The sequence below is a fragment of the Klebsiella sp. genome (assembly GCF_027492335.1).
GTDB classification, from domain to species: Bacteria; Pseudomonadota; Gammaproteobacteria; order Enterobacterales; family Enterobacteriaceae; genus Klebsiella; species Klebsiella huaxiensis.
Map to the genome: position 1 here is coordinate 1 of NZ_JAPUEW010000079.1, position 18,713 is coordinate 18,713.

At 52.0% G+C, this 18,713-nt stretch carries 21 protein-coding genes; 6 read left to right on the forward strand and 15 right to left on the reverse strand.

Annotation, left to right across the window (positions count from 1 at the left end; genetic code table 11):
- Window positions 1-28: 28 nt before the first annotated feature.
- The 9 genes from tuf to fkpA all read right to left on the reverse strand — a co-directional run bounded on the left by tuf (window position 29) and on the right by fkpA (window position 7,306).
- On the reverse strand, window positions 29-1,213 hold the full coding sequence (gene tuf / locus QVF11_RS23280; protein ID WP_004097636.1) for an elongation factor Tu: 1,185 nt from the start codon (window positions 1,211-1,213) through the stop codon (window positions 29-31).
- A gap of 70 nt (window positions 1,214-1,283) precedes the next feature.
- On the reverse strand, window positions 1,284-3,398 hold the full coding sequence (gene fusA / locus QVF11_RS23285) for an elongation factor G (RefSeq protein WP_112214736.1): 2,115 nt from the start codon (window positions 3,396-3,398) through the stop codon (window positions 1,284-1,286).
- Window positions 3,399-3,494: 96 nt separating this feature from the next.
- Window positions 3,495-3,965 (reverse strand): 30S ribosomal protein S7, encoded by a 471-nt coding sequence (gene rpsG, locus QVF11_RS23290; protein ID WP_004106370.1) that lies wholly within the window; start codon window positions 3,963-3,965, stop codon window positions 3,495-3,497.
- A 95-nt stretch (window positions 3,966-4,060) separates the two neighbouring features.
- The gene (rpsL, locus tag QVF11_RS23295; RefSeq protein ID WP_110275007.1) at window positions 4,061-4,435 is read right to left on the reverse strand and encodes a 30S ribosomal protein S12; all 375 of its coding nucleotides are present in this window, start codon (window positions 4,433-4,435) and stop codon (window positions 4,061-4,063) included.
- A 124-nt stretch (window positions 4,436-4,559) separates the two neighbouring features.
- Window positions 4,560-4,847, reverse strand: a complete 288-nt coding sequence (tusB, locus tag QVF11_RS23300) for a sulfurtransferase complex subunit TusB (protein ID WP_112214737.1) — start codon at window positions 4,845-4,847, stop codon at window positions 4,560-4,562.
- 7 nt (window positions 4,848-4,854) lie between these two features.
- Complete coding sequence (gene tusC / locus QVF11_RS23305; protein ID WP_112214738.1) at window positions 4,855-5,214, reverse strand: sulfurtransferase complex subunit TusC; 360 nt, start codon at window positions 5,212-5,214, stop codon at window positions 4,855-4,857.
- Window positions 5,214-5,600, reverse strand: coding sequence for a sulfurtransferase complex subunit TusD (gene tusD, locus QVF11_RS23310; RefSeq protein ID WP_112214739.1), 387 nt, complete (start codon window positions 5,598-5,600; stop codon window positions 5,214-5,216). The genes tusC and tusD overlap by 1 nt, the downstream gene beginning before the upstream one ends.
- Window positions 5,600-6,322, reverse strand: coding sequence for a helix-turn-helix transcriptional regulator (locus tag QVF11_RS23315; protein ID WP_110275001.1), 723 nt, complete (start codon window positions 6,320-6,322; stop codon window positions 5,600-5,602). Before QVF11_RS23315 ends, tusD begins: the two co-directional genes overlap by 1 nt.
- Window positions 6,323-6,487: 165 nt before the next feature.
- Complete coding sequence (gene fkpA, locus QVF11_RS23320; protein ID WP_110274999.1) at window positions 6,488-7,306, reverse strand: FKBP-type peptidyl-prolyl cis-trans isomerase; 819 nt, start codon at window positions 7,304-7,306, stop codon at window positions 6,488-6,490.
- 222 nt (window positions 7,307-7,528) lie between these two features.
- Here fkpA and QVF11_RS23325 point away from each other — a divergent pair, with 222 nt between their 5' ends.
- On the forward strand, window positions 7,529-7,747 hold the full coding sequence (locus tag QVF11_RS23325) for a protein SlyX (protein WP_112214740.1): 219 nt from the start codon (window positions 7,529-7,531) through the stop codon (window positions 7,745-7,747).
- A 59-nt stretch (window positions 7,748-7,806) separates the two neighbouring features.
- On the opposite strand, the gene slyD is transcribed toward QVF11_RS23325, so the two are convergent.
- From slyD to kefG, 4 genes are all read right to left on the reverse strand, one after another.
- On the reverse strand, window positions 7,807-8,394 hold the full coding sequence (slyD, locus tag QVF11_RS23330) for a peptidylprolyl isomerase (protein ID WP_110274995.1): 588 nt from the start codon (window positions 8,392-8,394) through the stop codon (window positions 7,807-7,809).
- A gap of 94 nt (window positions 8,395-8,488) precedes the next feature.
- Window positions 8,489-8,689, reverse strand: a complete 201-nt coding sequence (locus QVF11_RS23335; protein ID WP_110274993.1) for a YheV family putative zinc ribbon protein — start codon at window positions 8,687-8,689, stop codon at window positions 8,489-8,491.
- 12 nt (window positions 8,690-8,701) lie between these two features.
- Window positions 8,702-10,507, reverse strand: a complete 1,806-nt coding sequence (kefB, locus tag QVF11_RS23340; protein WP_287859576.1) for a glutathione-regulated potassium-efflux system protein KefB — start codon at window positions 10,505-10,507, stop codon at window positions 8,702-8,704.
- On the reverse strand, window positions 10,494-11,054 hold the full coding sequence (kefG, locus tag QVF11_RS23345; protein ID WP_287859579.1) for a glutathione-regulated potassium-efflux system ancillary protein KefG: 561 nt from the start codon (window positions 11,052-11,054) through the stop codon (window positions 10,494-10,496). Before kefG ends, kefB begins: the two co-directional genes overlap by 14 nt.
- 175 nt (window positions 11,055-11,229) lie before the next feature.
- Between kefG and QVF11_RS23350 the strand changes: the two genes are divergently transcribed.
- Complete coding sequence (locus QVF11_RS23350; protein WP_112214743.1) at window positions 11,230-13,134, forward strand: ABC transporter ATP-binding protein; 1,905 nt, start codon at window positions 11,230-11,232, stop codon at window positions 13,132-13,134.
- Between the two features lie 64 nt (window positions 13,135-13,198).
- On the opposite strand, the gene QVF11_RS23355 is transcribed toward QVF11_RS23350, so the two are convergent.
- Complete coding sequence (locus tag QVF11_RS23355) at window positions 13,199-14,689, reverse strand: nicotinate phosphoribosyltransferase (protein ID WP_287859582.1); 1,491 nt, start codon at window positions 14,687-14,689, stop codon at window positions 13,199-13,201.
- 13 nt (window positions 14,690-14,702) lie between these two features.
- Window positions 14,703-15,563 carry a ribose-phosphate diphosphokinase gene (gene prs / locus QVF11_RS23360; protein WP_287859584.1) on the reverse strand — a complete coding sequence of 287 codons (861 nt, stop codon included), beginning with the start codon at window positions 15,561-15,563 and terminating at the stop codon, window positions 14,703-14,705.
- Between the two features lie 189 nt (window positions 15,564-15,752).
- On the opposite strand from prs, the gene QVF11_RS23365 reads away from it, so the two are divergent.
- From QVF11_RS23365 to QVF11_RS23380, 4 genes are all read left to right on the forward strand, one after another.
- Window positions 15,753-16,472, forward strand: coding sequence for an NUDIX domain-containing protein (locus tag QVF11_RS23365; protein ID WP_112214746.1), 720 nt, complete (start codon window positions 15,753-15,755; stop codon window positions 16,470-16,472).
- 104 nt (window positions 16,473-16,576) lie between these two features.
- Window positions 16,577-17,575: a hydrolase gene (locus QVF11_RS23370; protein ID WP_167492847.1), complete on the forward strand. Its 999-nt coding sequence runs from the start codon at window positions 16,577-16,579 to the stop codon at window positions 17,573-17,575.
- Entirely contained in the window at window positions 17,572-17,790 is a 219-nt protein-coding gene (locus QVF11_RS23375) for a YheU family protein (RefSeq protein ID WP_110274983.1), read from the forward strand. Before QVF11_RS23370 ends, QVF11_RS23375 begins: the two co-directional genes overlap by 4 nt.
- 36 nt (window positions 17,791-17,826) lie before the next feature.
- The gene (locus tag QVF11_RS23380) at window positions 17,827-18,696 is read left to right on the forward strand and encodes a phosphoribulokinase (protein WP_110274982.1); all 870 of its coding nucleotides are present in this window, start codon (window positions 17,827-17,829) and stop codon (window positions 18,694-18,696) included.
- The last annotated feature ends 17 nt before the right edge of the window (window positions 18,697-18,713 follow it).

The following is an 18,713-nucleotide window of genomic DNA, read 5'->3' on the forward strand; positions in this document are numbered from 1 at the left end:
GCGCCCTTTTCTAATTCAGAACTAATAATTAGCCCAGAACTTTAGCAACAACGCCAGCGCCAACAGTACGGCCGCCTTCACGGATTGCGAAACGCAGACCGTCGTCCATTGCGATCGGGTGGATCAGGGTAACAACCATTTTGATGTTGTCGCCCGGCATTACCATCTCTACGCCTTCCGGCAGTTCGATGGTGCCAGTCACGTCAGTTGTACGGAAGTAGAACTGCGGACGGTAGCCTTTGAAGAACGGAGTATGACGGCCGCCTTCGTCTTTGGACAGAATGTACACTTCAGATTCGAACTTGGTGTGCGGCTTGATTGAACCCGGCTTAGCCAGTACCTGACCACGTTCGATTTCTTCACGTTTGATACCACGCAGCAGAACACCTACGTTCTCACCAGCACGGCCTTCGTCCAGCAGTTTGCGGAACATTTCAACGCCGGTACAGGTAGACTTCGCAGTCTCTTTGATACCAACGATTTCAACTTCTTCGCCAACTTTGATGATACCGCGCTCTACACGACCGGTAACAACGGTACCACGACCGGAGATGGAGAATACGTCTTCGATCGGCAGCAGGAACGGCTTGTCAATCGCACGCTCTGGTTCCGGGATGTAGGAATCCAGGTAGCCAGCCAGTTCGATGATTTTCGCTTCCCAGTCTGCGTCACCTTCCAGCGCTTTCAGAGCAGAACCACGAACGATCGGAGTGTCGTCGCCCGGGAAATCGTACTGAGACAGAAGTTCACGAACTTCCATTTCAACCAGTTCCAGCAGCTCTTCGTCATCAACCATGTCGCATTTGTTCAGGAACACGATGATGTACGGAACGCCTACCTGACGACCCAGCAGGATGTGCTCACGGGTCTGCGGCATCGGGCCGTCAGTCGCAGCAACAACCAGGATCGCGCCGTCCATCTGCGCAGCACCGGTGATCATGTTTTTAACATAGTCGGCGTGGCCCGGGCAGTCTACGTGCGCGTAGTGGCGAGTCGGGGTGTCATATTCAACGTGAGAAGTGTTGATGGTGATACCACGAGCTTTTTCTTCCGGCGCGTTATCGATCTGGTCGAATGCGCGAGCAGAACCGCCGTAGGTTTTAGCCAGAACGGTAGTGATTGCAGCGGTCAGAGTAGTTTTACCATGGTCAACGTGGCCGATAGTACCGACGTTGACGTGCGGTTTTGTACGTTCAAATTTTTCTTTAGACACGGCTATATTCCTTACTATAGTGCTCTCCCCTTCTGGAGAGAGCACGGGACTTTGGTTTTAACCCTGCGGCTTATTTACCACGGGCTTCGATTACGGCCTGAGCAACGTTGTTCGGCGCATCATCATACTTCAGGAACTCCATAGAGTAAGAAGCACGACCTTTGGTCAGAGAACGCAGCTGAGTTGCATATCCGAACATTTCAGACAGCGGAACTTCAGCGTGGATCACAACGCCAGTCACGTTGGATTCCTGACCGCGCAGCATACCGCGACGACGGCTAAGGTCACCGATAACGTCACCAGTATTCTCTTCCGGAGTTTCTACTTCAACCTTCATGATCGGCTCAAGCAGAACTGGTTTCGCTTTCTTAAAGCCATCTTTAAAGGCAATAGAAGCGGCCAGTTTAAACGCCAGTTCGGAGGAGTCAACGTCGTGGTAAGAACCGAAGTGCAGACGCACGCCCAGGTCAACTACCGGGTAACCAGCCAGAGGACCTGCTTTCAGCTGCTCCTGGATGCCTTTATCAACGGCCGGGATGTATTCACCAGGAATTACACCACCTTTGATGTCGTTGATGAACTCATAACCTTTCGGGTTAGAGCCCGGCTCCAGTGGGTACATGTCGATAACGACGTGACCGTACTGACCGCGACCACCAGACTGTTTAGCGTGTTTACCTTCGATATCGGTAACTTTAGCGCGAATCGCTTCGCGGTAAGCAACCTGAGGTTTACCGACGTTCGCTTCAACGTTGAATTCACGCTTCATACGGTCAACGATGATGTCGAGGTGCAGCTCACCCATACCGGCGATGATGGTCTGGTTAGATTCTTCGTCAGTCCATACGCGGAAAGACGGGTCTTCTTTAGCCAGACGGCCCAGAGCCAGACCCATTTTTTCCTGGTCAGCTTTGGTTTTCGGTTCAACAGCGATAGAGATTACCGGCTCAGGGAATTCCATACGCTCCAGAATGATCGGCGCATTAGGATCGCACAGAGTGTCACCCGTAGTTACGTCTTTCAGACCGATAGCAGCAGCGATATCGCCCGCGCGAACTTCTTTGATCTCTTCACGTTTGTTAGCGTGCATCTGTACGATACGACCGAAACGCTCACGTGCAGCTTTCACGGAGTTCAGGATGGTATCACCAGAGTTAACCACACCAGAGTACACGCGGAAGAAGGTCAGGTTACCCACGAACGGGTCGGTAGCGATTTTGAATGCCAGAGCAGCAAACGGCTCATCATCGCTAGCGTGACGCTCAGCCGGAGTATCTTTACCATCGTCCAGGATACCGTTGATCGCAGGTACGTCAACCGGGGATGGCAGGTAGTCAATTACCGCATCCAGCATCGCCTGAACACCTTTGTTCTTGAACGCAGAACCACAGGTTACCAGGATGATTTCGTTGTTCAGAACGCGCTGACGGAGAGCAGTTTTAATCTCTTCTTCAGTCAGTTCTTCACCACCCAGGTATTTCTCCATCAGCTCTTCAGAAGCTTCAGCAGCGGACTCGATCAGGTTCTGGTGCCATTCTTCGGCCAGGTCCTGCATGTCAGCTGGAATATCTTCGTAAGTGAAGGTTACACCTGCGTCTTCTTCGTTCCAGTTGATGGCTTTCATTTTCACCAGGTCAACAACACCGGTGAACGCTTCTTCAGCGCCAATCGCCAGCTGCAGCGGAACAGGGTTCGCGCCCAGACGGGTTTTGATCTGACCAACAACTTTCAGGAAGTTCGCACCCATACGGTCCATTTTGTTAACGAACGCAATGCGCGGAACTTTATATTTGTTTGCCTGACGCCATACGGTTTCAGACTGAGGCTGAACACCACCAACTGCGCAGTAAACCATTACTGCACCATCAAGCACACGCATGGAACGTTCTACTTCGATGGTGAAGTCAACGTGCCCCGGGGTGTCGATGATGTTTACGCGATGCGGTTCATACTGCTTAGCCATACCTGACCAGAATGCAGTAGTCGCTGCGGAGGTGATAGTAATACCACGCTCCTGCTCCTGTTCCATCCAGTCCATGGTGGCAGCGCCGTCATGAACTTCACCGATTTTGTGGTTTACACCGGTGTAGAACAGAATACGTTCGGTAGTAGTAGTTTTACCGGCGTCGATGTGCGCACTGATACCGATGTTACGGTAGCGTGCGATGGGTGTTGTACGAGCCATTTGATTCCTCGTTTATTTCTTTAGGCGTTCAGTTAAGTTATCCAAAACGGGCGACTTACCTGAAGCGCCCGCCTGGTGACTAAGACTCCGAAGGGATTACCAACGGTAGTGTGCGAACGCCTTGTTGGCTTCTGCCATACGGTGAACGTCTTCACGTTTCTTAACTGCAGTACCTTTGTTGTCTGCAGCATCAGAAAGTTCGTTCGCCAGACGCAGAGCCATGGATTTATCACCACGTTTACGAGCAGCTTCAACGATCCAACGCATTGCCAGAGCATTACGACGAACCGGACGGACTTCAACTGGAACCTGATAAGTAGAACCACCAACGCGGCGAGACTTAACTTCTACAGTCGGGCGCACGTTGTCGAGAGCGACTTCGAAAGCTTCCAGTTCATTTTTACCAGAGCGCTGAGCCAGGGTCTCCAGCGCGCTGTATACGATTGCTTCTGCAGTAGATTTTTTACCATCTACCATCAGGATATTGACAAATTTAGCCAGCAGTTCTGATCCGAACTTAGGATCCGGCAGGATTTTACGCTGACCAATGACGCGACGACGTGGCATGGAAATACTCCGTTGTTAATTCAGGATTGTCCAAAACTCTAAGAGTTTAGTTTGACATTAATATAAAACGTTTGGCCTTACTTAACGGAGAACCATTAAGCCTTAGGACGCTTCACGCCATACTTGGAGCGAGCTTGCTTACGGTCTTTAACGCCGGAGCAGTCAAGCGCACCACGAACGGTGTGGTAACGAACACCCGGAAGGTCTTTAACACGACCGCCACGGATCAGGATCACGGAGTGCTCCTGCAGGTTGTGGCCTTCACCACCGATATATGAAGAAACTTCAAAACCGTTAGTCAAACGAACACGACATACTTTACGCAGTGCGGAGTTCGGTTTTTTAGGAGTGGTAGTATATACACGAGTACATACGCCACGTTTCTGCGGGCAGGCTTCCAGCGCAGGCACGTTGCTCTTTGCAACTTTGCGTGCGCGTGGTTTGCGTACCAGCTGGTTAATTGTTGCCATTAAATAGCTCCTGGTTTTAGCTTTTGCTTCGTAAACATGTAATAAATCGCCTCATATAATATGAGGACGCAGAATTCTAGGGCGGTGCTGAAAAGGTGTCAAGAAATATACAACGATCCCGCCATTACCAGGCTAATTGCCCAGGGTGTTTGACTGTAAGTCTGACGAAATCAGTATAGCTAAGCCTGACGACACCGTCCGCAATTTGACCACCCAGCCCACGGGCTTCGATATCTTCTTGCAGAACATGAATGGTTATGGGGGCAGATTGCAGAATTTCAAGGAAGCGACTTCCGGCAACTGCTGCGACTACGCCATCAGACATCAGCAGGAGATCGTCTCCTTCTTTTGTCAAACGAAGCATTGTCGCAGTATCAGCATGCCAGGGTGATGTGCTTAATGTGTGGAGCATGCGAACCTCAAAAACGCAGTATCACGTTAAAATCGTCAAGCTGGGTTCGTAAAGCCTCTGGCTCCAGCCACTCGGCATCTACGATCCATGGCGTCGAAGAGTTCAGGCCGCGTTCACGTGCAGAGGCCGCACAGACCCAGCATTGCTCAATATCGTAGAGCGATAAAAGTTTGAAGGTAGAGATATAGTCGCGTGCCAACACCGCTGCGGGCCGCTGCCCTGGAAGTAACTGGAACACGCCATCTCCGATGAAGAATACACCGATTTCCTCCGTCAGAGCGGATGTTGCAAGCAGTGCATCCAACCCTTCTCTGCCGGATGCTGAGCCGTGAGGGGTAGAGGAAAAAACAAAAGCTACGCGTTTCATCAGAACTGTACCATCCGGTCGCAGGTTAACGCGGCTTCCGCCAGCGCACCTAATCCGCTCAGCGTAAATCCAGGCTGTAAATTACAGGCTGGTAATCCCAGCTGTTGTGCTTCCTGTTGATCCACAACTCCTCGACGCAAAGCCGCGGCCACGCAGATATGCAAGGAAACAGCGTGATCGTCATGTAACGATTGCCATGCACGAACCAGATCAAACTCATCGCTAGCCGGTGCTGATAGCTGGTTTGCGTTATAAACACCTTCACGATAGAAAAAGATGCTGACCAGTTCATGGCCTTCCTGCAAAACAGCCAGGGCAAACTGCAATGCGCTGCTGGCCAACTGCGTACCGTAAGCAGGCCCCGTCACCGTAATCGCAAAGCGCATTACTTATCCAGCCCTTGGAAATCTCCGCTTTTAAACTGACGAATGTAGAGATACACCGTGTGTTTAGAGATATTCAACCTATCGGCAACCTGGTTGATGGCATCTTTGATGTCAAAGATGCCTTTTTCATAAAGATTCAGGACTATCTGGCGGTTTTTGGCATTGTTAGAAACGTTACGATCGGCATTCACCTCTTCGATAGTGAACTCAAGCGTCTGCGCAACCAGATCGTCTACCGATGAGGCAAAGTTGACCTGCGAGTTCACTTCCGTCGTTTCAGGCGGAATAAAGGTGCTCATTATTTGCGAGAACGGCACATCGAGGTTCATGTTGATGCACAGCAGGCCAATGACCCTATGTTCACGGTTGCGAATTGCAATCGTGACCGACTTCATCAGCACGCCGCTTTTGGCGCGAGTAAAATAGCATTTGGAAACGCTGCTATCGGCCCCGGTCATATCGTGCAGCATACGCAGCGCAAGGTCAGTGATTGGCGAGCCGATTTGACGGCCAGTATGTTCACCGTTGGCGATACGGATAGCGGAACATTTTAAGTCCTGCAACGAATGCAGTACGATTTCACAGTGGGAACCGATGAGCATCGCTAACCCGTCCACCACCGCTTCATAGGATTTGAGGATATCAAAGTCGGTCTGGTCAAAAGGACGTTGATCCAGCAAATCAAGCTCGCTGGTCTCGTTGGTTAAAAGCGACCTGGACATGAAAAAAAGCACTCCTTTTCAGGAGCCTGTCGTTATTGTCAGGGCAGGCTCATCATCATTATTAATCTATCTAAAGTAATACAGCGTCTGAGGTTCTTGCCAGTTTTAATTATATTTGCCCTCAATAAAAAACCGCCGCCTGTGAAGGCGGCGGCTTAAACCAGATTACTTCTTGGCGTCAGCGGCCGGTGCTTCTGCCGCAGCTTCAGGTTTGGCATCAGCCTTTGGTGCCGGTTTGATATCCAGCAACTCTACATCAAAGACCAGCGTGGAGTTCGCCGGAATTCCCGGAACGCCCGTTTTTCCGTAAGCCAGGTCCGGCGGGATAACCAGTTGAATTTTTCCGCCTTTCTTAATATTTTTCAGACCTTCTGTCCAGCCTGGGATAACGCCGTCCAGACGGAAAGAGAGCGGCTCGCCACGGGTGTAGGAGTTATCAAACTCTTTACCATCGATCAGCGTACCTTTGTAGTTTACGACGACAGTATCGCTATCTTTAGGCGCATCGCCAGTACCGGCTTTCTCAACTTTATACAGCAGGCCGGATTTAGAGGTTTTCACACCTTTCTCTTTAGCAAAGGTGTCGCGGTAAGCTTTACCTTTAGCATCGTTCTCAGATGCGTCTTTTTCCATTTTCTGCTGAGCGGCAGTTTTTACGCGGGTTTCAAACGTCTGCAGAGTCTGTTCGATCTCCTGATCGGACAGTTTGCTCTTATTGGCAAAAGCATCCTGAACACCGGCGATCAGCTGGTCTTTATCCAATTTGATGCCCAGTTTTTCTTGTTCTTTCAGGGAGTTTTCCATGTAACGTCCCAGTGATGCACCCAGCGCATAAGCAGATTTCTGATCGTCATTTTTGAATGCCGATTTGCTTTCCGTTGCAGGTGCCGCTTTCGCTGCGGTATCAGCAGCAAAGGTCAGCGGTGCATTCAGGGCGACGGCCATTGTGGTCGCCAGCAGCGTTACTTTAAACAGTGATTTCATCCATTTCTCCAGGGCCGGGGCATCTCACCCCAGGGTTATCGTAAAAAGCAAAAAACGTACTATAGAACGTTGCAGAACAAATCTACATACAGACGTTCCTGAATATCGACTCATTTAGGACTATTTTTGTATTAATTAGTTTCCTGCCACACGCAACGATGCTGCGCGGATGCTGAAACTTCAGTAGAATCCGACCGCAGAATAGGACAGAAGAGGTTACTCATGCACGATCGCACTTTAGAGACTCGCCTTGCGGAACTGGAGAGCAGGTTAGCGTTCCAGGAAATCACTATTGAAGACCTCAACAAGACCGTCACCGCTCACGAGATCGAAATGGCCAGGATGCGTGAACATTTACGCTTAATGGTAGAAAAGCTAAAAGCAACTCAACCATCGCATATCGCCTCACAGGCGGAAGAAACGCCTCCGCCTCATTACTAATGACGTAAAAAAAGCGGGCTTCCCCGCTTTTTTTATTCCAGAACGCTAATGCGATGGAATTAGTGGCAACCACAACCGCCATTACCGCCGCAACCACCTTTACCATGTTCGTGGTCATGGCCGTGACCGTGGCCGCCGCAGCAACCGTCATGATCGTGGTCATGGTCATGATCGTGTCCATTCGCGCCATGGACATGACCGTGCTCCAGCTCTTCAGCCGTTGCTTCGCGAATCGCGATAACTTCAACATTGAACTTCAGATTCTGGCCAGCCAACATGTGGTTACCGTCAACAACAACGTGTTCATCACCTACTTCAGTGATTTCAACCGGTACCGGGCCCTGGTCGGTTTCTGCCAGGAAGCGCATGCCTACCTGCAGTTCATCAACACCCATGAAAACGTCTTTAGGAACGCGCTGAACCAGGTTTTCATCGTACTGTCCGTACGCGTCGTTAGCGCCGACTTCTACATCAAACTTGTCGCCCACTACATGACCATCCAGCGCATTTTCCAGGCCGGAAATCAGAGAGCCGTGACCATGCAGGTAGTCCAGCGGCGCGCTTGCCGGAGACTCATCAACCAATACACCGTCTTCTGTACGTACCTGATAGGCCAGGCTGACCACCAGGTCTTTTGCTACTTTCATGATATCTCCTGAGCAAGGGAAGAATAGTGGCGCAGATTGTAGCGGAATTCTGCAGCCGTGTACCCTCTAGCTTAAAAAAAGCCGATAGATAACGCTAGTCCGGATGAAAAATGCCTATCACTTGCTCCTCTTTGCGAACATGATCGCGAACTTCCTTATCAGCCTCACGCATCTGGTGGCCGCACTTAACGCATTCAACAATATCGACATTATTTTCACGCCACATTGCCAGCGAATCCAGAGCCTGGCACGCCGGACATTTCGCACCGGCAATAAAACGTTTACGCACCGCCATATTATTTACCTTTTATTCAAACTCGTCCCAGCCGTCTAACTGCCTGCTCTCTTTTTGCATCTCTCGCTGAAAGATCTCTTCCAGCTCGCGCCTGGCTTCACGCACGCGGGATATCTGCAGGGTATCAGTATGCACCGGCATTAACTCACGCAGCATTCGCATATCGAGACGACGGAAGTGCAGTTGCGCACGCTGTGCCTGGTGTGGATGCATACCTATCGAGATAAGCGCTTTACGTCCCAACTCCAGCGCACTGGAGAACGTCTCGCGCGAAAATTGCGCCACTCCAGCCTGCAAAAGCTCATGCGCCTCAACGCGTCCCCGAGCTCGCGCCAGAATATGAAGATGTGGAAAGTGTTGTTGACACATCTCTACCAGCTTCATGGTATCTTCCGGCTCGTTGCAGGTGATCACTATCGATTGTGCGTCCTCAGCCCCCGCTGCACGCAGAAGTTCGAGCTGCGTCGCATCGCCAAAATAAACTTTATAGCCGTATTTACGCATCAGGTTTACCGCACTGATATCGCGCTCCAGCACCGTAATGCGCATTTTATTCGCCATCAGCAGGCGGCCGATCACCTGCCCGAAGCGCCCAAAGCCGACGATAATAACCTGCGGTTTATCATCCTCGACCCACGGAGCCTCATCCTCTTCTTCAGGCTGATTAAACCGCCGCGAAAGCACTTTATCGATTAGCGTCATCAGCAGCGGCGTGGTCATCATCGACAATGTCACCGTGACCAACAGCAGCGCCATCTGATCGTTTTGAAACAGACGAAGCGAAGCGGGCATTGAGAACAGCACAAAGGCGAATTCCCCTCCCTGACTCAGCACACCGGCAAACTGCATGCGCTCCGAGCTACGTAAGCCGTAAACTCGCGCCAGCAGATACAGGACACCTCCTTTCACCGCGACCAGTATTGCGACGCTGGCAATAACCCATAGCAAATGGGTGTACAGCACCCCAAGATTCAGCGCCATGCCAACGGAGATAAAGAACAATCCGAGCAGCAAACCTTTAAACGGCTCAATGGCGATTTCCAGCTCATGACGATACTCGCTCTCTGCCAGCAGTACGCCCGCAATAAACGTCCCCAGAGCCATCGATAAGCCGAGCGCATCCATAAATAGCGCCGATCCGAGTACCAACAGCAGGGTCGCAGCGGTAAAAACCTCTCGCACACCGGAACCGGCGATAAAACGGAAAACCGGTCGCAACAGGTAGCGCCCACCGACCAGCATCCCACCGAAGGCCAGGACCTTTATCCCCACAGTGGCCCAATCAAAATGGTCATCACCCGAGCCAGCAAGTAGAGGAACCAGCGCAAGGGCAGGAATAACTGCCAGATCCTGGAACAGCAATACGGAGAAACCTAACTGTCCGGATTCGCTGCGGCTCATCCCTTTCTCACGCATGAGCTGTAGCGCCATGGCGGTTGAAGACATCGCCAATCCAATTCCACCAACCACTGCGGCCTGCCATGAGAAGTCGCTAAGCATGAGCAAACCGCCAAGAATGAGCGCACTCAGGGCGACCTGCGCGGCGCCTACACCGAAAATTGAGCTTCTTAACCGCCAGAGCTTGGCCGGATTCAGCTCCAGCCCGATGATAAACATCAGGAAAACGACGCCTAATTCTGAGAAGTGAAGGATTTCATCGACATCGCTAATGAAGCCTAAACCCCACGGGCCAATGGCAATACCGGCCAGCAGATACCCCAGCACGGCACCAATCCCCAGCCTCGCCGCCAACGGTACCGCAACCACGGCGGCAAACAGAAACAACACCCCCGCCAGCAGCAGATCAGCTCCCGCCATTTGAACCTCCTGCTGTTATAGGATTAGCCAACCAGTCGCGATAGGCGCGCGCGTGGCTTTTCAAGTCGTTGGGGGATTGCCGCCGCGCCCAGTAGACGATAATAGGGCTCATCCAGTGCATTCTGCACATACCAGCGGTCAGTTCAAAAGGACGCAGGATGTCGTTCATCGGATAGCGATGGGCATCCCGCCGATAGGCGCTCTCCGGCTCACCAGTGGTAATCACACTTCGCCAGTACTTTCCCGCCAGTTGGTTTCCCCCGGTTCCGCTGGCAAAGCCGCGGCTTAATACCCTGTCCAGCCACTCTTTCAGCAATGCCGGGCAACTCCAGGTATATAGCGGATGCTGGAAAACAATCACCTCATGCTGACGCAGTAACTCCTGCTCCCAGGCAATATCGATAAAAAAATCTGGATAGTGCGCGTAGAGATCGTGCACGGTGACATTCGACAACTGTAAGGCCGGTTCAAGCAAAACCCGGTTGGCCACGGAATCCTGAGATTCTGGGTGGGCATACAGCAGCAAAACCTTCGCTGTCTGAGACATCTTTCCCCTCCCGAACGTCTTCTGGCGGCCTGTGCAGCGGCTGCGTCCCGACGCAACCAGAATGACTTTGTGTATCGTCTTCATTTTGGGCTACCATTGCGGCCCGGTTGAGCGATTCGCTCCACACTACATTATCATAATGACAAATTAACATAATCAGAACATACGGCGCCTTATGATTGTTTTCTCCTCGTTACAAATTCGTCGCGGCGTACGCGTCCTGCTGGATAACGCAACCGCCACCATCAACCCTGGGCAAAAAGTCGGTCTGGTGGGCAAAAACGGCTGCGGTAAATCCACCCTGCTTTCGCTTTTGAAAAACGAGATTAGCGCCGATGGTGGCACTATGACTTTTCCTGGCAACTGGCAGCTGGCGTGGGTTAACCAGGAAACCCCAGCGTTACCGCAACCAGCCATTGATTATGTCATTGATGGCGACCGCGAATTTCGCCAACTTGAGGCCGATTTAAACCAGGCCAATGAACGCAATGACGGTCACGCCATCGCGACGGTGCACGGTAAACTCGACGCTGTCGACGCCTGGACCATACGTTCGCGCGCGGCCAGTCTGTTGCATGGTCTGGGTTTCAGTAATGAACAGCTGGAGCAGCCGGTAAGCGACTTTTCCGGCGGCTGGCGTATGCGCCTGAATCTGGCACAGGCGCTAATTTGTCGCTCTGACCTGCTGTTACTTGATGAACCAACCAACCACCTTGACCTTGATGCGGTCATCTGGCTGGAAAAGTGGCTCAAAGGCTATGCTGGCACCCTGATTTTGATCTCTCACGATCGCGATTTCCTTGACCCCATCATCGACAAGATTATTCATATCGAGCAGCAGTCAATGTTCGAGTATACGGGCAACTACAGCTCATTTGAGATACAGCGCGCCACCCGCTTGTCACAGCAACAAGCAACATACGAAAGCCAGCAATTGCGCGTCGCTCATTTACAAAGCTATATCGATCGCTTCCGTGCGCAGGCTACCAAAGCTAAGCAGGCGCAGAGTCGTATCAAGATGCTTGAGCGCATGGAGCTTATCGCACCGGCCCACGTCGATAACCCGTTCCATTTTAGCTTCCGTGCACCGGAAAGCCTGCCCAACCCGCTACTGAAGATGGAAAAGGTCAGTGCCGGTTATGGCGAGCGAGTGATTCTCGACTCAATCAAGCTGAACCTGGTTCCGGGTTCACGCATCGGTCTGCTGGGGCGCAACGGTGCCGGTAAATCGACGTTGATAAAACTGCTGGCCGGTGAATTACAGCCGCTACGCGGTGAGATTGGTCTGGCGAAGGGAATCAAACTTGGCTACTTCGCTCAGCATCAGCTTGAGTTCCTGCGCGCTGACGAATCCCCGCTGCAGCATCTGGCCCGTCTGGCTCCTCAGGTGCTGGAACAGAAACTGCGCGACTATCTCGGCGGCTTTGGTTTTCAAAGCGACAAGGTCAATGAAGAGACACAGCGTTTCTCCGGCGGTGAAAAGGCGCGCCTGGTGCTGGCGTTAATCGTCTGGCAGCGGCCAAACCTGCTGCTGCTTGATGAACCGACTAACCACCTCGATCTCGATATGCGCCAGGCCTTAACCGAAGCGCTGATTGATTTTGAAGGCGCACTGGTGGTGGTCTCGCACGACCGCCATCTGATTCGCTCCACCACTGATGACCTCTATCTGGTACACGATAGTAAAGTCGAACCTTTTGACGGCGATCTGGAAGATTACCAGCAATGGCTAAGCGACTCGCAAAAGCAGGAAAGTCAGGCGTCAGAAGAATCAAAAGAGAGTGCCAATAGCGCTCAGGCGCGTAAAGATCAAAAACGCAAGGAAGCCGAGCTGCGCACGCAAACTCAGCCGCTGCGTAAAGAGATTGCTCGCCTGGAAAAGGAGATGGAGAAACTGAACGCCAGGCTAACGCAGGCGGAAGAGAAGCTGGGCGACAGCGGCTTATACGACCAAAGCCGCAAAGCAGAGCTTACCGAGTGTTTACAGCAACAAGCCAATGCAAAGTCCGGGCTTGAAGAGTGTGAAATGGCCTGGCTGGATGCCCAAGAACAGCTGGAGCAAATGCTGCAGGAAGGCTAATGTCTGATAGCTAACGGCACAAAAGGCGGGATAACCCGCCTTTTTTAATACCTCTCACCGAGGTTTAACGCTGCGCCGCCAACCGGGAACGTATCTGTTCAAGATGTTCGCGGCGGAACACTTTGCCATCGAGGAAGCGAGTTTTTAGCTCTCCCTGCAGTTCCTGTTCCAGGGTTTGTTCATCATGCAGTTGCAGCGCTCCCAGAGCATCGCGCTCAACCCGTAAAAGACCACGTGCCGAACGTTTCAGGCCATTGTCCGTTTTTGGCTCTTTGAAAATCATGCGCCCTTCGCCACTGACTTCCCCCCAGGTCGCTTTCATCGCAAAACCAAAGGTATCGCGCGTATTGTACTGGTAGGTAAAGGAGCCCACACCGAACACCACATTAGAACTGGCGAAACCTTTCGCTTCCAGGCGACGCATGATCTCATCGGCTCTGGCGAGAGTAATGGAATCACCGTAAATCAGGCCCACATGGGGATCCAATACCTTGTAGCCTTTATCATTTATTGTGCCGCCAAAAATCTCCCACAGCACCTCGACAGAGCCTTTCTCTTCTACACTTCGTTCAGTACGTACATCATCGCTAGCAGCAGTACCGCACAGGATCTCAACCGGATCACCACTATCCGGGCGGAACACAACACGTCCCTGACGTTGCATAATGATCCCCTTGAGTTCACGGGTAAATTCGCTCAATACACGCCAGTAGTCCCAGGTATCGGAGACGATAGAAACAAATCCCTGCGGATAAATATCGGCAATCAGACGACGGAAGGTTTCTATCTCATGCTCACGCTCCCCCATACACATCACACTATGCTCAGTCGCTGGTATGCTGGCGCCGATAAAATAGCCTTCACTTTCGGTATAGTAATCGCGGGCATAGAGCAGTGCCGGAATGCTATCTGTCCCCTTGAAGCTTAACAAATGCCCACACCCCGCCTGGGCGGCATCCTGCAATCCGGCCATACCGCGAAATGAAAAATCGTGACACTGAAAATCGAGATGGGTCAGATCGCTACAGGTCTTTTCCGCCCAGCGTTCGCAGATTTTGCGATAGTGATGGGCAATAGTGGCATTGGTGGATGCCTTCCAAAGCTCTGCCGAAAGCACCGTTTCCAGGTAATTCACCAACCAGAAGAATTCTGCTTTCGTATTAATAATGGTCAATACCGGCACCTTCATCGGCACTTTTGTGCCTTCATCCAGCGATTTAATGTGCAGCGGCAGATAGCCCAGACGATGTAGGTCGCGAATATGATCCACCGGGACCGTATCGCGACCAAGATAACCATCCATGACCTGCTTATATTCGTTCACCACTTCATCTTCCGGACGAGCAAAAAATGCCTCGTTGAACTGATCAACAAGGAACCACTGCAAAAAACCCTGCAGACCGAAAAACACTAGCTTGCCATCTGCCAACGGCGACTGGAAAAAACGATCGCTGCGCGGAGTGAAGTTAGAATAGACCCGCGTTGTACCCTGAGGATATTGCGCACGGTGAGAAACTTTGTAGCCATCAATAGCCAGAATAGGGTTAATTTTCATGATAATTTCTCCCTTAAACGCAGTAGATCGCGTCAATGTCGATAAGTTCGAGCTGCGGATGTGCCAGCGTTGGAGCAGCCAAAGAAGTGGTGGTATAGATGGCATCAACGCCGTTGTTCAGCAGATGTTCAACGCCTTTTGAAAAAATGCCGTGCGTCACATACAAGCTGACGCTGCGGGCACCAGCATCGCGCAACACCTGCGCCGAACCGATAAAGGTGCCGCCAGCGTCGCATAAATCGTCAACAATCAGCAGATCCCTGCCCCTGACATCACCCGCAACCAGTGCAAAGCCTGTCAGGTTGCCGCTTGCCACATCACGCTTTTTGCTCAGAATGGCGTACTCCGAGACGCCTGTTGCTCTGGCTACGGCATCAATTTTCTTCAGCGCCCCCGCATCTGGCGCCACCAGCATTAGCGTCTTTTGCTGAAACCGATGGCATAGAGTCGTACTCTGCAACAGGCACCTCTCCTGTGGAATCGCCACAAAGTTATCTATTGCCGCCGCCGCAGCGTCGCTGTGCGGATCAAGCACTTTCACCTTATCGAACTTCAGCGTGTTGAGTTGAGTAGCGAAGACTCTCAGCGCAAAACTGTCACCAGCAACCATATGTCGGTCCTGACGCGCCCACGGTAGCCAGGGTAATTCGAGATGGCTGACCAGCACATCGGTCTGGTGACGGACCGCGTCCACCAGTTGCGCAAGCAACATAAAGTCGTTCATATCCTGCATCGCCACAGCGCGAATGCACATCAGGCTGGCAGAGGATGGCAACGGATTAGTCACCTTCAGCCAGACAGCGCCATCAGGAAAAACACCGTTGGCGATAATGTAAGTCTGGTTATCCAGGGTTAACGTCAATTTCATACTCATCACTCTCCCCCTCAATTATGTCCCGTCGACACAATTAATAATGTCCCTAAGACACATATTAAGCAAGCATAAAAATGCATTATTTCCATGAAAAGGTAATTTACTGATAAATAATAATAAAAAACGCAGCCTTGCTGCTCAGTGTCGGGCTGGTACACTGATGGCGTTCCAAATCATCGCGAGTAGCCTATGAACACCGAAGCCGACTATCTGAATCAATATGATGCCAGCCGCTTTCCCTCCCCTCTGGTGACGGTGGATAGCGTGTTATTCACGCTCCATCAACAAGAGCTGTGCGTCCTGCTGGTAGAGCGGGCAAACCACCCGCAGAAAGGGTATTGGGGATTGCCCGGCGGCTTTATTGATATGGCGCGCGATGACTCCACCCGCGCCACCGCGATGCGTAAGCTCACTGAGAAAACCGGGGTTTCCCCTTCATGGTTGGAACAGCTGGACACTTTTTCCGGGCCCGATCGCGACCCGCGCGGCTGGAGCCTGACGGTCACCTGGTTTGCCCTGATTGCCTGGGCAGACTGCGAACCACATATCGCCAGCGTCAGCGATGCCCGTTGGGTGCCAATTGCCAGGCTTGTCGACTATTCCCTGGCGTTCGATCACCAGAAAATCATCACCGCCGCCTTGCATCGCTTAAGGCAAAAAACCATGTATTCTTTACTGCCCGTATACTGCTTGCCGGAGACCTTCACCCATGGCCAACTACAGGAAGCGACGGAGGTAATCCTCGGTCAGTCCATACAACGTAAAAGCCTGATTCGCCGTTTTGAAGCGTCAGGGATGTTTGAAGAGACAGGTGAAAGCATGGCGACAGGCACAAGAAAGGCCCGCCTGTGGCGGCGAAAACCTGGGGTGGATATTCATCTTTTCTCACGCAATCTGCTTACCGATTAGCCACAAGACCACATATTGGCTAACCTGCACACTTCATGCGCGGTATAGTATGTATAAAGATTATTAATTGCTCTGGTGCTATGGTTGATATCACTCCCACAGAAATGACGCCCCCCGAAGACGACTCGCAGCAGTTTCACCCGATGCGCGGCGTTGGCAATCGTCATTTGCAAACCATGTTGCCGCGGCTAATCCGTCGCAAACTACGTTTCACTCCACACTGGCAGCGCCTTGAATTACCGGATGGCGACTTTGTCGATCTGGCGTGGAGCGAAGAACCATCTCAGGCTCGTCATAAACCGCGATTGGTGGTGTTTCATGGTCTTGAGGGCAGTCTGCACAGCCCTTATGCTCACGGACTCGTCCACGCGGCCATGCAGCGCGGCTGGCTGGGTGTGGTGATGCATTTTCGCGGCTGTAGCGGCGAACCCAACCGAAATAACCGTATCTACCATTCAGGCGAAACGGAAGACGGCTCCTGGTTTTTACGTTGGCTTCAGCGCGAATACGGCGACGTGCCAACTGCAGCGGTGGGTTACTCGCTCGGGGGCAATATGCTGGGCTGCCTGTTGGCGAAAGAAGGTGACGATGTTCCTGTCGATGCTGCCGTTATCGTCTCAGCGCCGTTTATGCTGGAAGCCTGTAGTTCTCATATGGATAAGGGGTTTTCCCGCGTTTATCAGCGTTATCTGCTCAATCTGCTGAAGGCGAATGCCGCGCGTAAGCTGAAAGCTTATCCGGGCTCTTTGCCGGTTGATTTACGCCAGCTAAAAGGTATGCGCCGCATCCGCGAATTTGACGATAGCATCACCGCCAGGATCCACGGTTTTGCCGATGCGCTAGACTACTATCGCCAGTGTAGTGCGATGCCGCGCTTAAGCGACATCACTAAACCAACGCTGATTATTCATGCGAAGGACGATCCTTTTATGGATCACCACTCCATCCCGCCACAAGAACAGCTACCAGCAAATGTCGAGTATCAACTTACAGAACATGGCGGCCATGTTGGTTTTGTCGGTGGTACGCTGCGTAAGCCGGAAATGTGGTTAGAACAGCGAATCCCGGATTGGCTAACTCGCTGGTTAGGAGGGCAAATATGATTATTCCCTGGCAGGATCTCGATCCCGAAACGCTGGATAACCTGATTGAAAGTTTTGTATTACGCGAAGGCACCGATTATGGTGAACATGAACGTTCTCTGGCGGATAAAGTCGCCGATGTCAAACAACAGCTGAAAAGCGGAGAAGCCGCGCTGGTGTGGTCAGAGCTGCACGAGACGGTCAATATTATGCCCCGCAAGCAGTTTCACGGCTAAGGCGGCATCACACTATCGTTTACCCTGGGAGTTGTTATGTCTGCCAAACATCCGGTGATTGCCGTCACGGGCTCTAGCGGCGCGGGAACCACGACCACCAGCCTCGCCTTTCGCAAAATCTTCGCCCAGCTAAATCTCCACGCCGCCGAAGTGGAAGGCGATAGCTTTCACCGCTACACCCGCCCGGAAATGGACATGGCGATCCGCAAAGCGCGAGATCAGGGCAAACACATCAGCTACTTCGGTCCCGAGGCTAACGATTTCGGCCTGCTGGAGCAGACTTTCAGAGAATACGGGCTGAACGGTACAGGTCAGTCACGCAAGTATTTACACACCTATGATGAAGCCGTGCCGTGGAATCAGGTTCCTGGCACCTTCACTCCCTGGCAGTCTCTGCCCGAACCCACTGACGTGCTGTTTTATGAAGGCCTGCACGGCGGAGTTGTCACGCCCCAGCACAACGTCGCTGACCATGTTGACCTGCTGGTCGGGGTTGTGCCGATCGTTAACCTGGAGTGGATCCAGAAGCTTATCCGCGATACCAGCGAACGCGGCCACTCTCGTGAAGCGGTGATGGATTCCGTCGTTCGCTCGATGGAAGATTACATCAACTTCATCACCCCGCAGTTTTCACGCACTCACCTCAACTTCCAGCGCGTACCTACGGTGGATACGTCCAATCCATTTGCAGCCAAAGCAATCCCATCGCTGGATGAAAGCTTTGTCGTTATCCATTTTCGCAACTTACAGAATATCGATTTCCCCTGGCTACTGGCGATGCTTCAGGGCTCGTTTATCTCGCATATGAACACGCTAGTGGTACCGGGAGGGAAAATGGGGCTGGCCATGGAGCTTATCATGGCACCATTGGTCGAGCGGCTAATGGAAGGCAGGAAAATCAACTAACAAAAAACCCCGGTAGC

Coding starts and splice junctions, on each gene's coding strand:
- fusA (WP_112214736.1), bottom strand. CDS start 3,398: ATGGCTCGTACAACACCCATCGCACGCTACCGTAACATCGGTATCAGT.
- rpsG (WP_004106370.1), bottom strand. CDS start 3,965: ATGCCACGTCGTCGCGTCATTGGTCAGCGTAAAATCCTGCCGGATCCT.
- rpsL (WP_110275007.1), bottom strand. CDS start 4,435: ATGGCAACAATTAACCAGCTGGTACGCAAACCACGCGCACGCAAAGTT.
- tusB (WP_112214737.1), bottom strand. CDS start 4,847: ATGCTCCACACATTAAGCACATCACCCTGGCATGCTGATACTGCGACA.
- tusC (WP_112214738.1), bottom strand. CDS start 5,214: ATGAAACGCGTAGCTTTTGTTTTTTCCTCTACCCCTCACGGCTCAGCA.
- tusD (WP_112214739.1), bottom strand. CDS start 5,600: ATGCGCTTTGCGATTACGGTGACGGGGCCTGCTTACGGTACGCAGTTG.
- QVF11_RS23315 (WP_110275001.1), bottom strand. CDS start 6,322: ATGTCCAGGTCGCTTTTAACCAACGAGACCAGCGAGCTTGATTTGCTG.
- fkpA (WP_110274999.1), bottom strand. CDS start 7,306: ATGAAATCACTGTTTAAAGTAACGCTGCTGGCGACCACAATGGCCGTC.
- QVF11_RS23325 (WP_112214740.1), top strand. CDS start 7,529: ATGCACGATCGCACTTTAGAGACTCGCCTTGCGGAACTGGAGAGCAGG.
- slyD (WP_110274995.1), bottom strand. CDS start 8,394: ATGAAAGTAGCAAAAGACCTGGTGGTCAGCCTGGCCTATCAGGTACGT.
- QVF11_RS23335 (WP_110274993.1), bottom strand. CDS start 8,689: ATGGCGGTGCGTAAACGTTTTATTGCCGGTGCGAAATGTCCGGCGTGC.
- kefB (WP_287859576.1), bottom strand. CDS start 10,507: ATGGCGGGAGCTGATCTGCTGCTGGCGGGGGTGTTGTTTCTGTTTGCC.
- kefG (WP_287859579.1), bottom strand. CDS start 11,054: ATGTCTCAGACAGCGAAGGTTTTGCTGCTGTATGCCCACCCAGAATCT.
- QVF11_RS23350 (WP_112214743.1), top strand. CDS start 11,230: ATGATTGTTTTCTCCTCGTTACAAATTCGTCGCGGCGTACGCGTCCTG.
- QVF11_RS23355 (WP_287859582.1), bottom strand. CDS start 14,689: ATGAAAATTAACCCTATTCTGGCTATTGATGGCTACAAAGTTTCTCAC.
- prs (WP_287859584.1), bottom strand. CDS start 15,563: ATGAGTATGAAATTGACGTTAACCCTGGATAACCAGACTTACATTATC.
- QVF11_RS23365 (WP_112214746.1), top strand. CDS start 15,753: ATGAACACCGAAGCCGACTATCTGAATCAATATGATGCCAGCCGCTTT.
- QVF11_RS23370 (WP_167492847.1), top strand. CDS start 16,577: ATGACGCCCCCCGAAGACGACTCGCAGCAGTTTCACCCGATGCGCGGC.
- QVF11_RS23375 (WP_110274983.1), top strand. CDS start 17,572: ATGATTATTCCCTGGCAGGATCTCGATCCCGAAACGCTGGATAACCTG.
- QVF11_RS23380 (WP_110274982.1), top strand. CDS start 17,827: ATGTCTGCCAAACATCCGGTGATTGCCGTCACGGGCTCTAGCGGCGCG.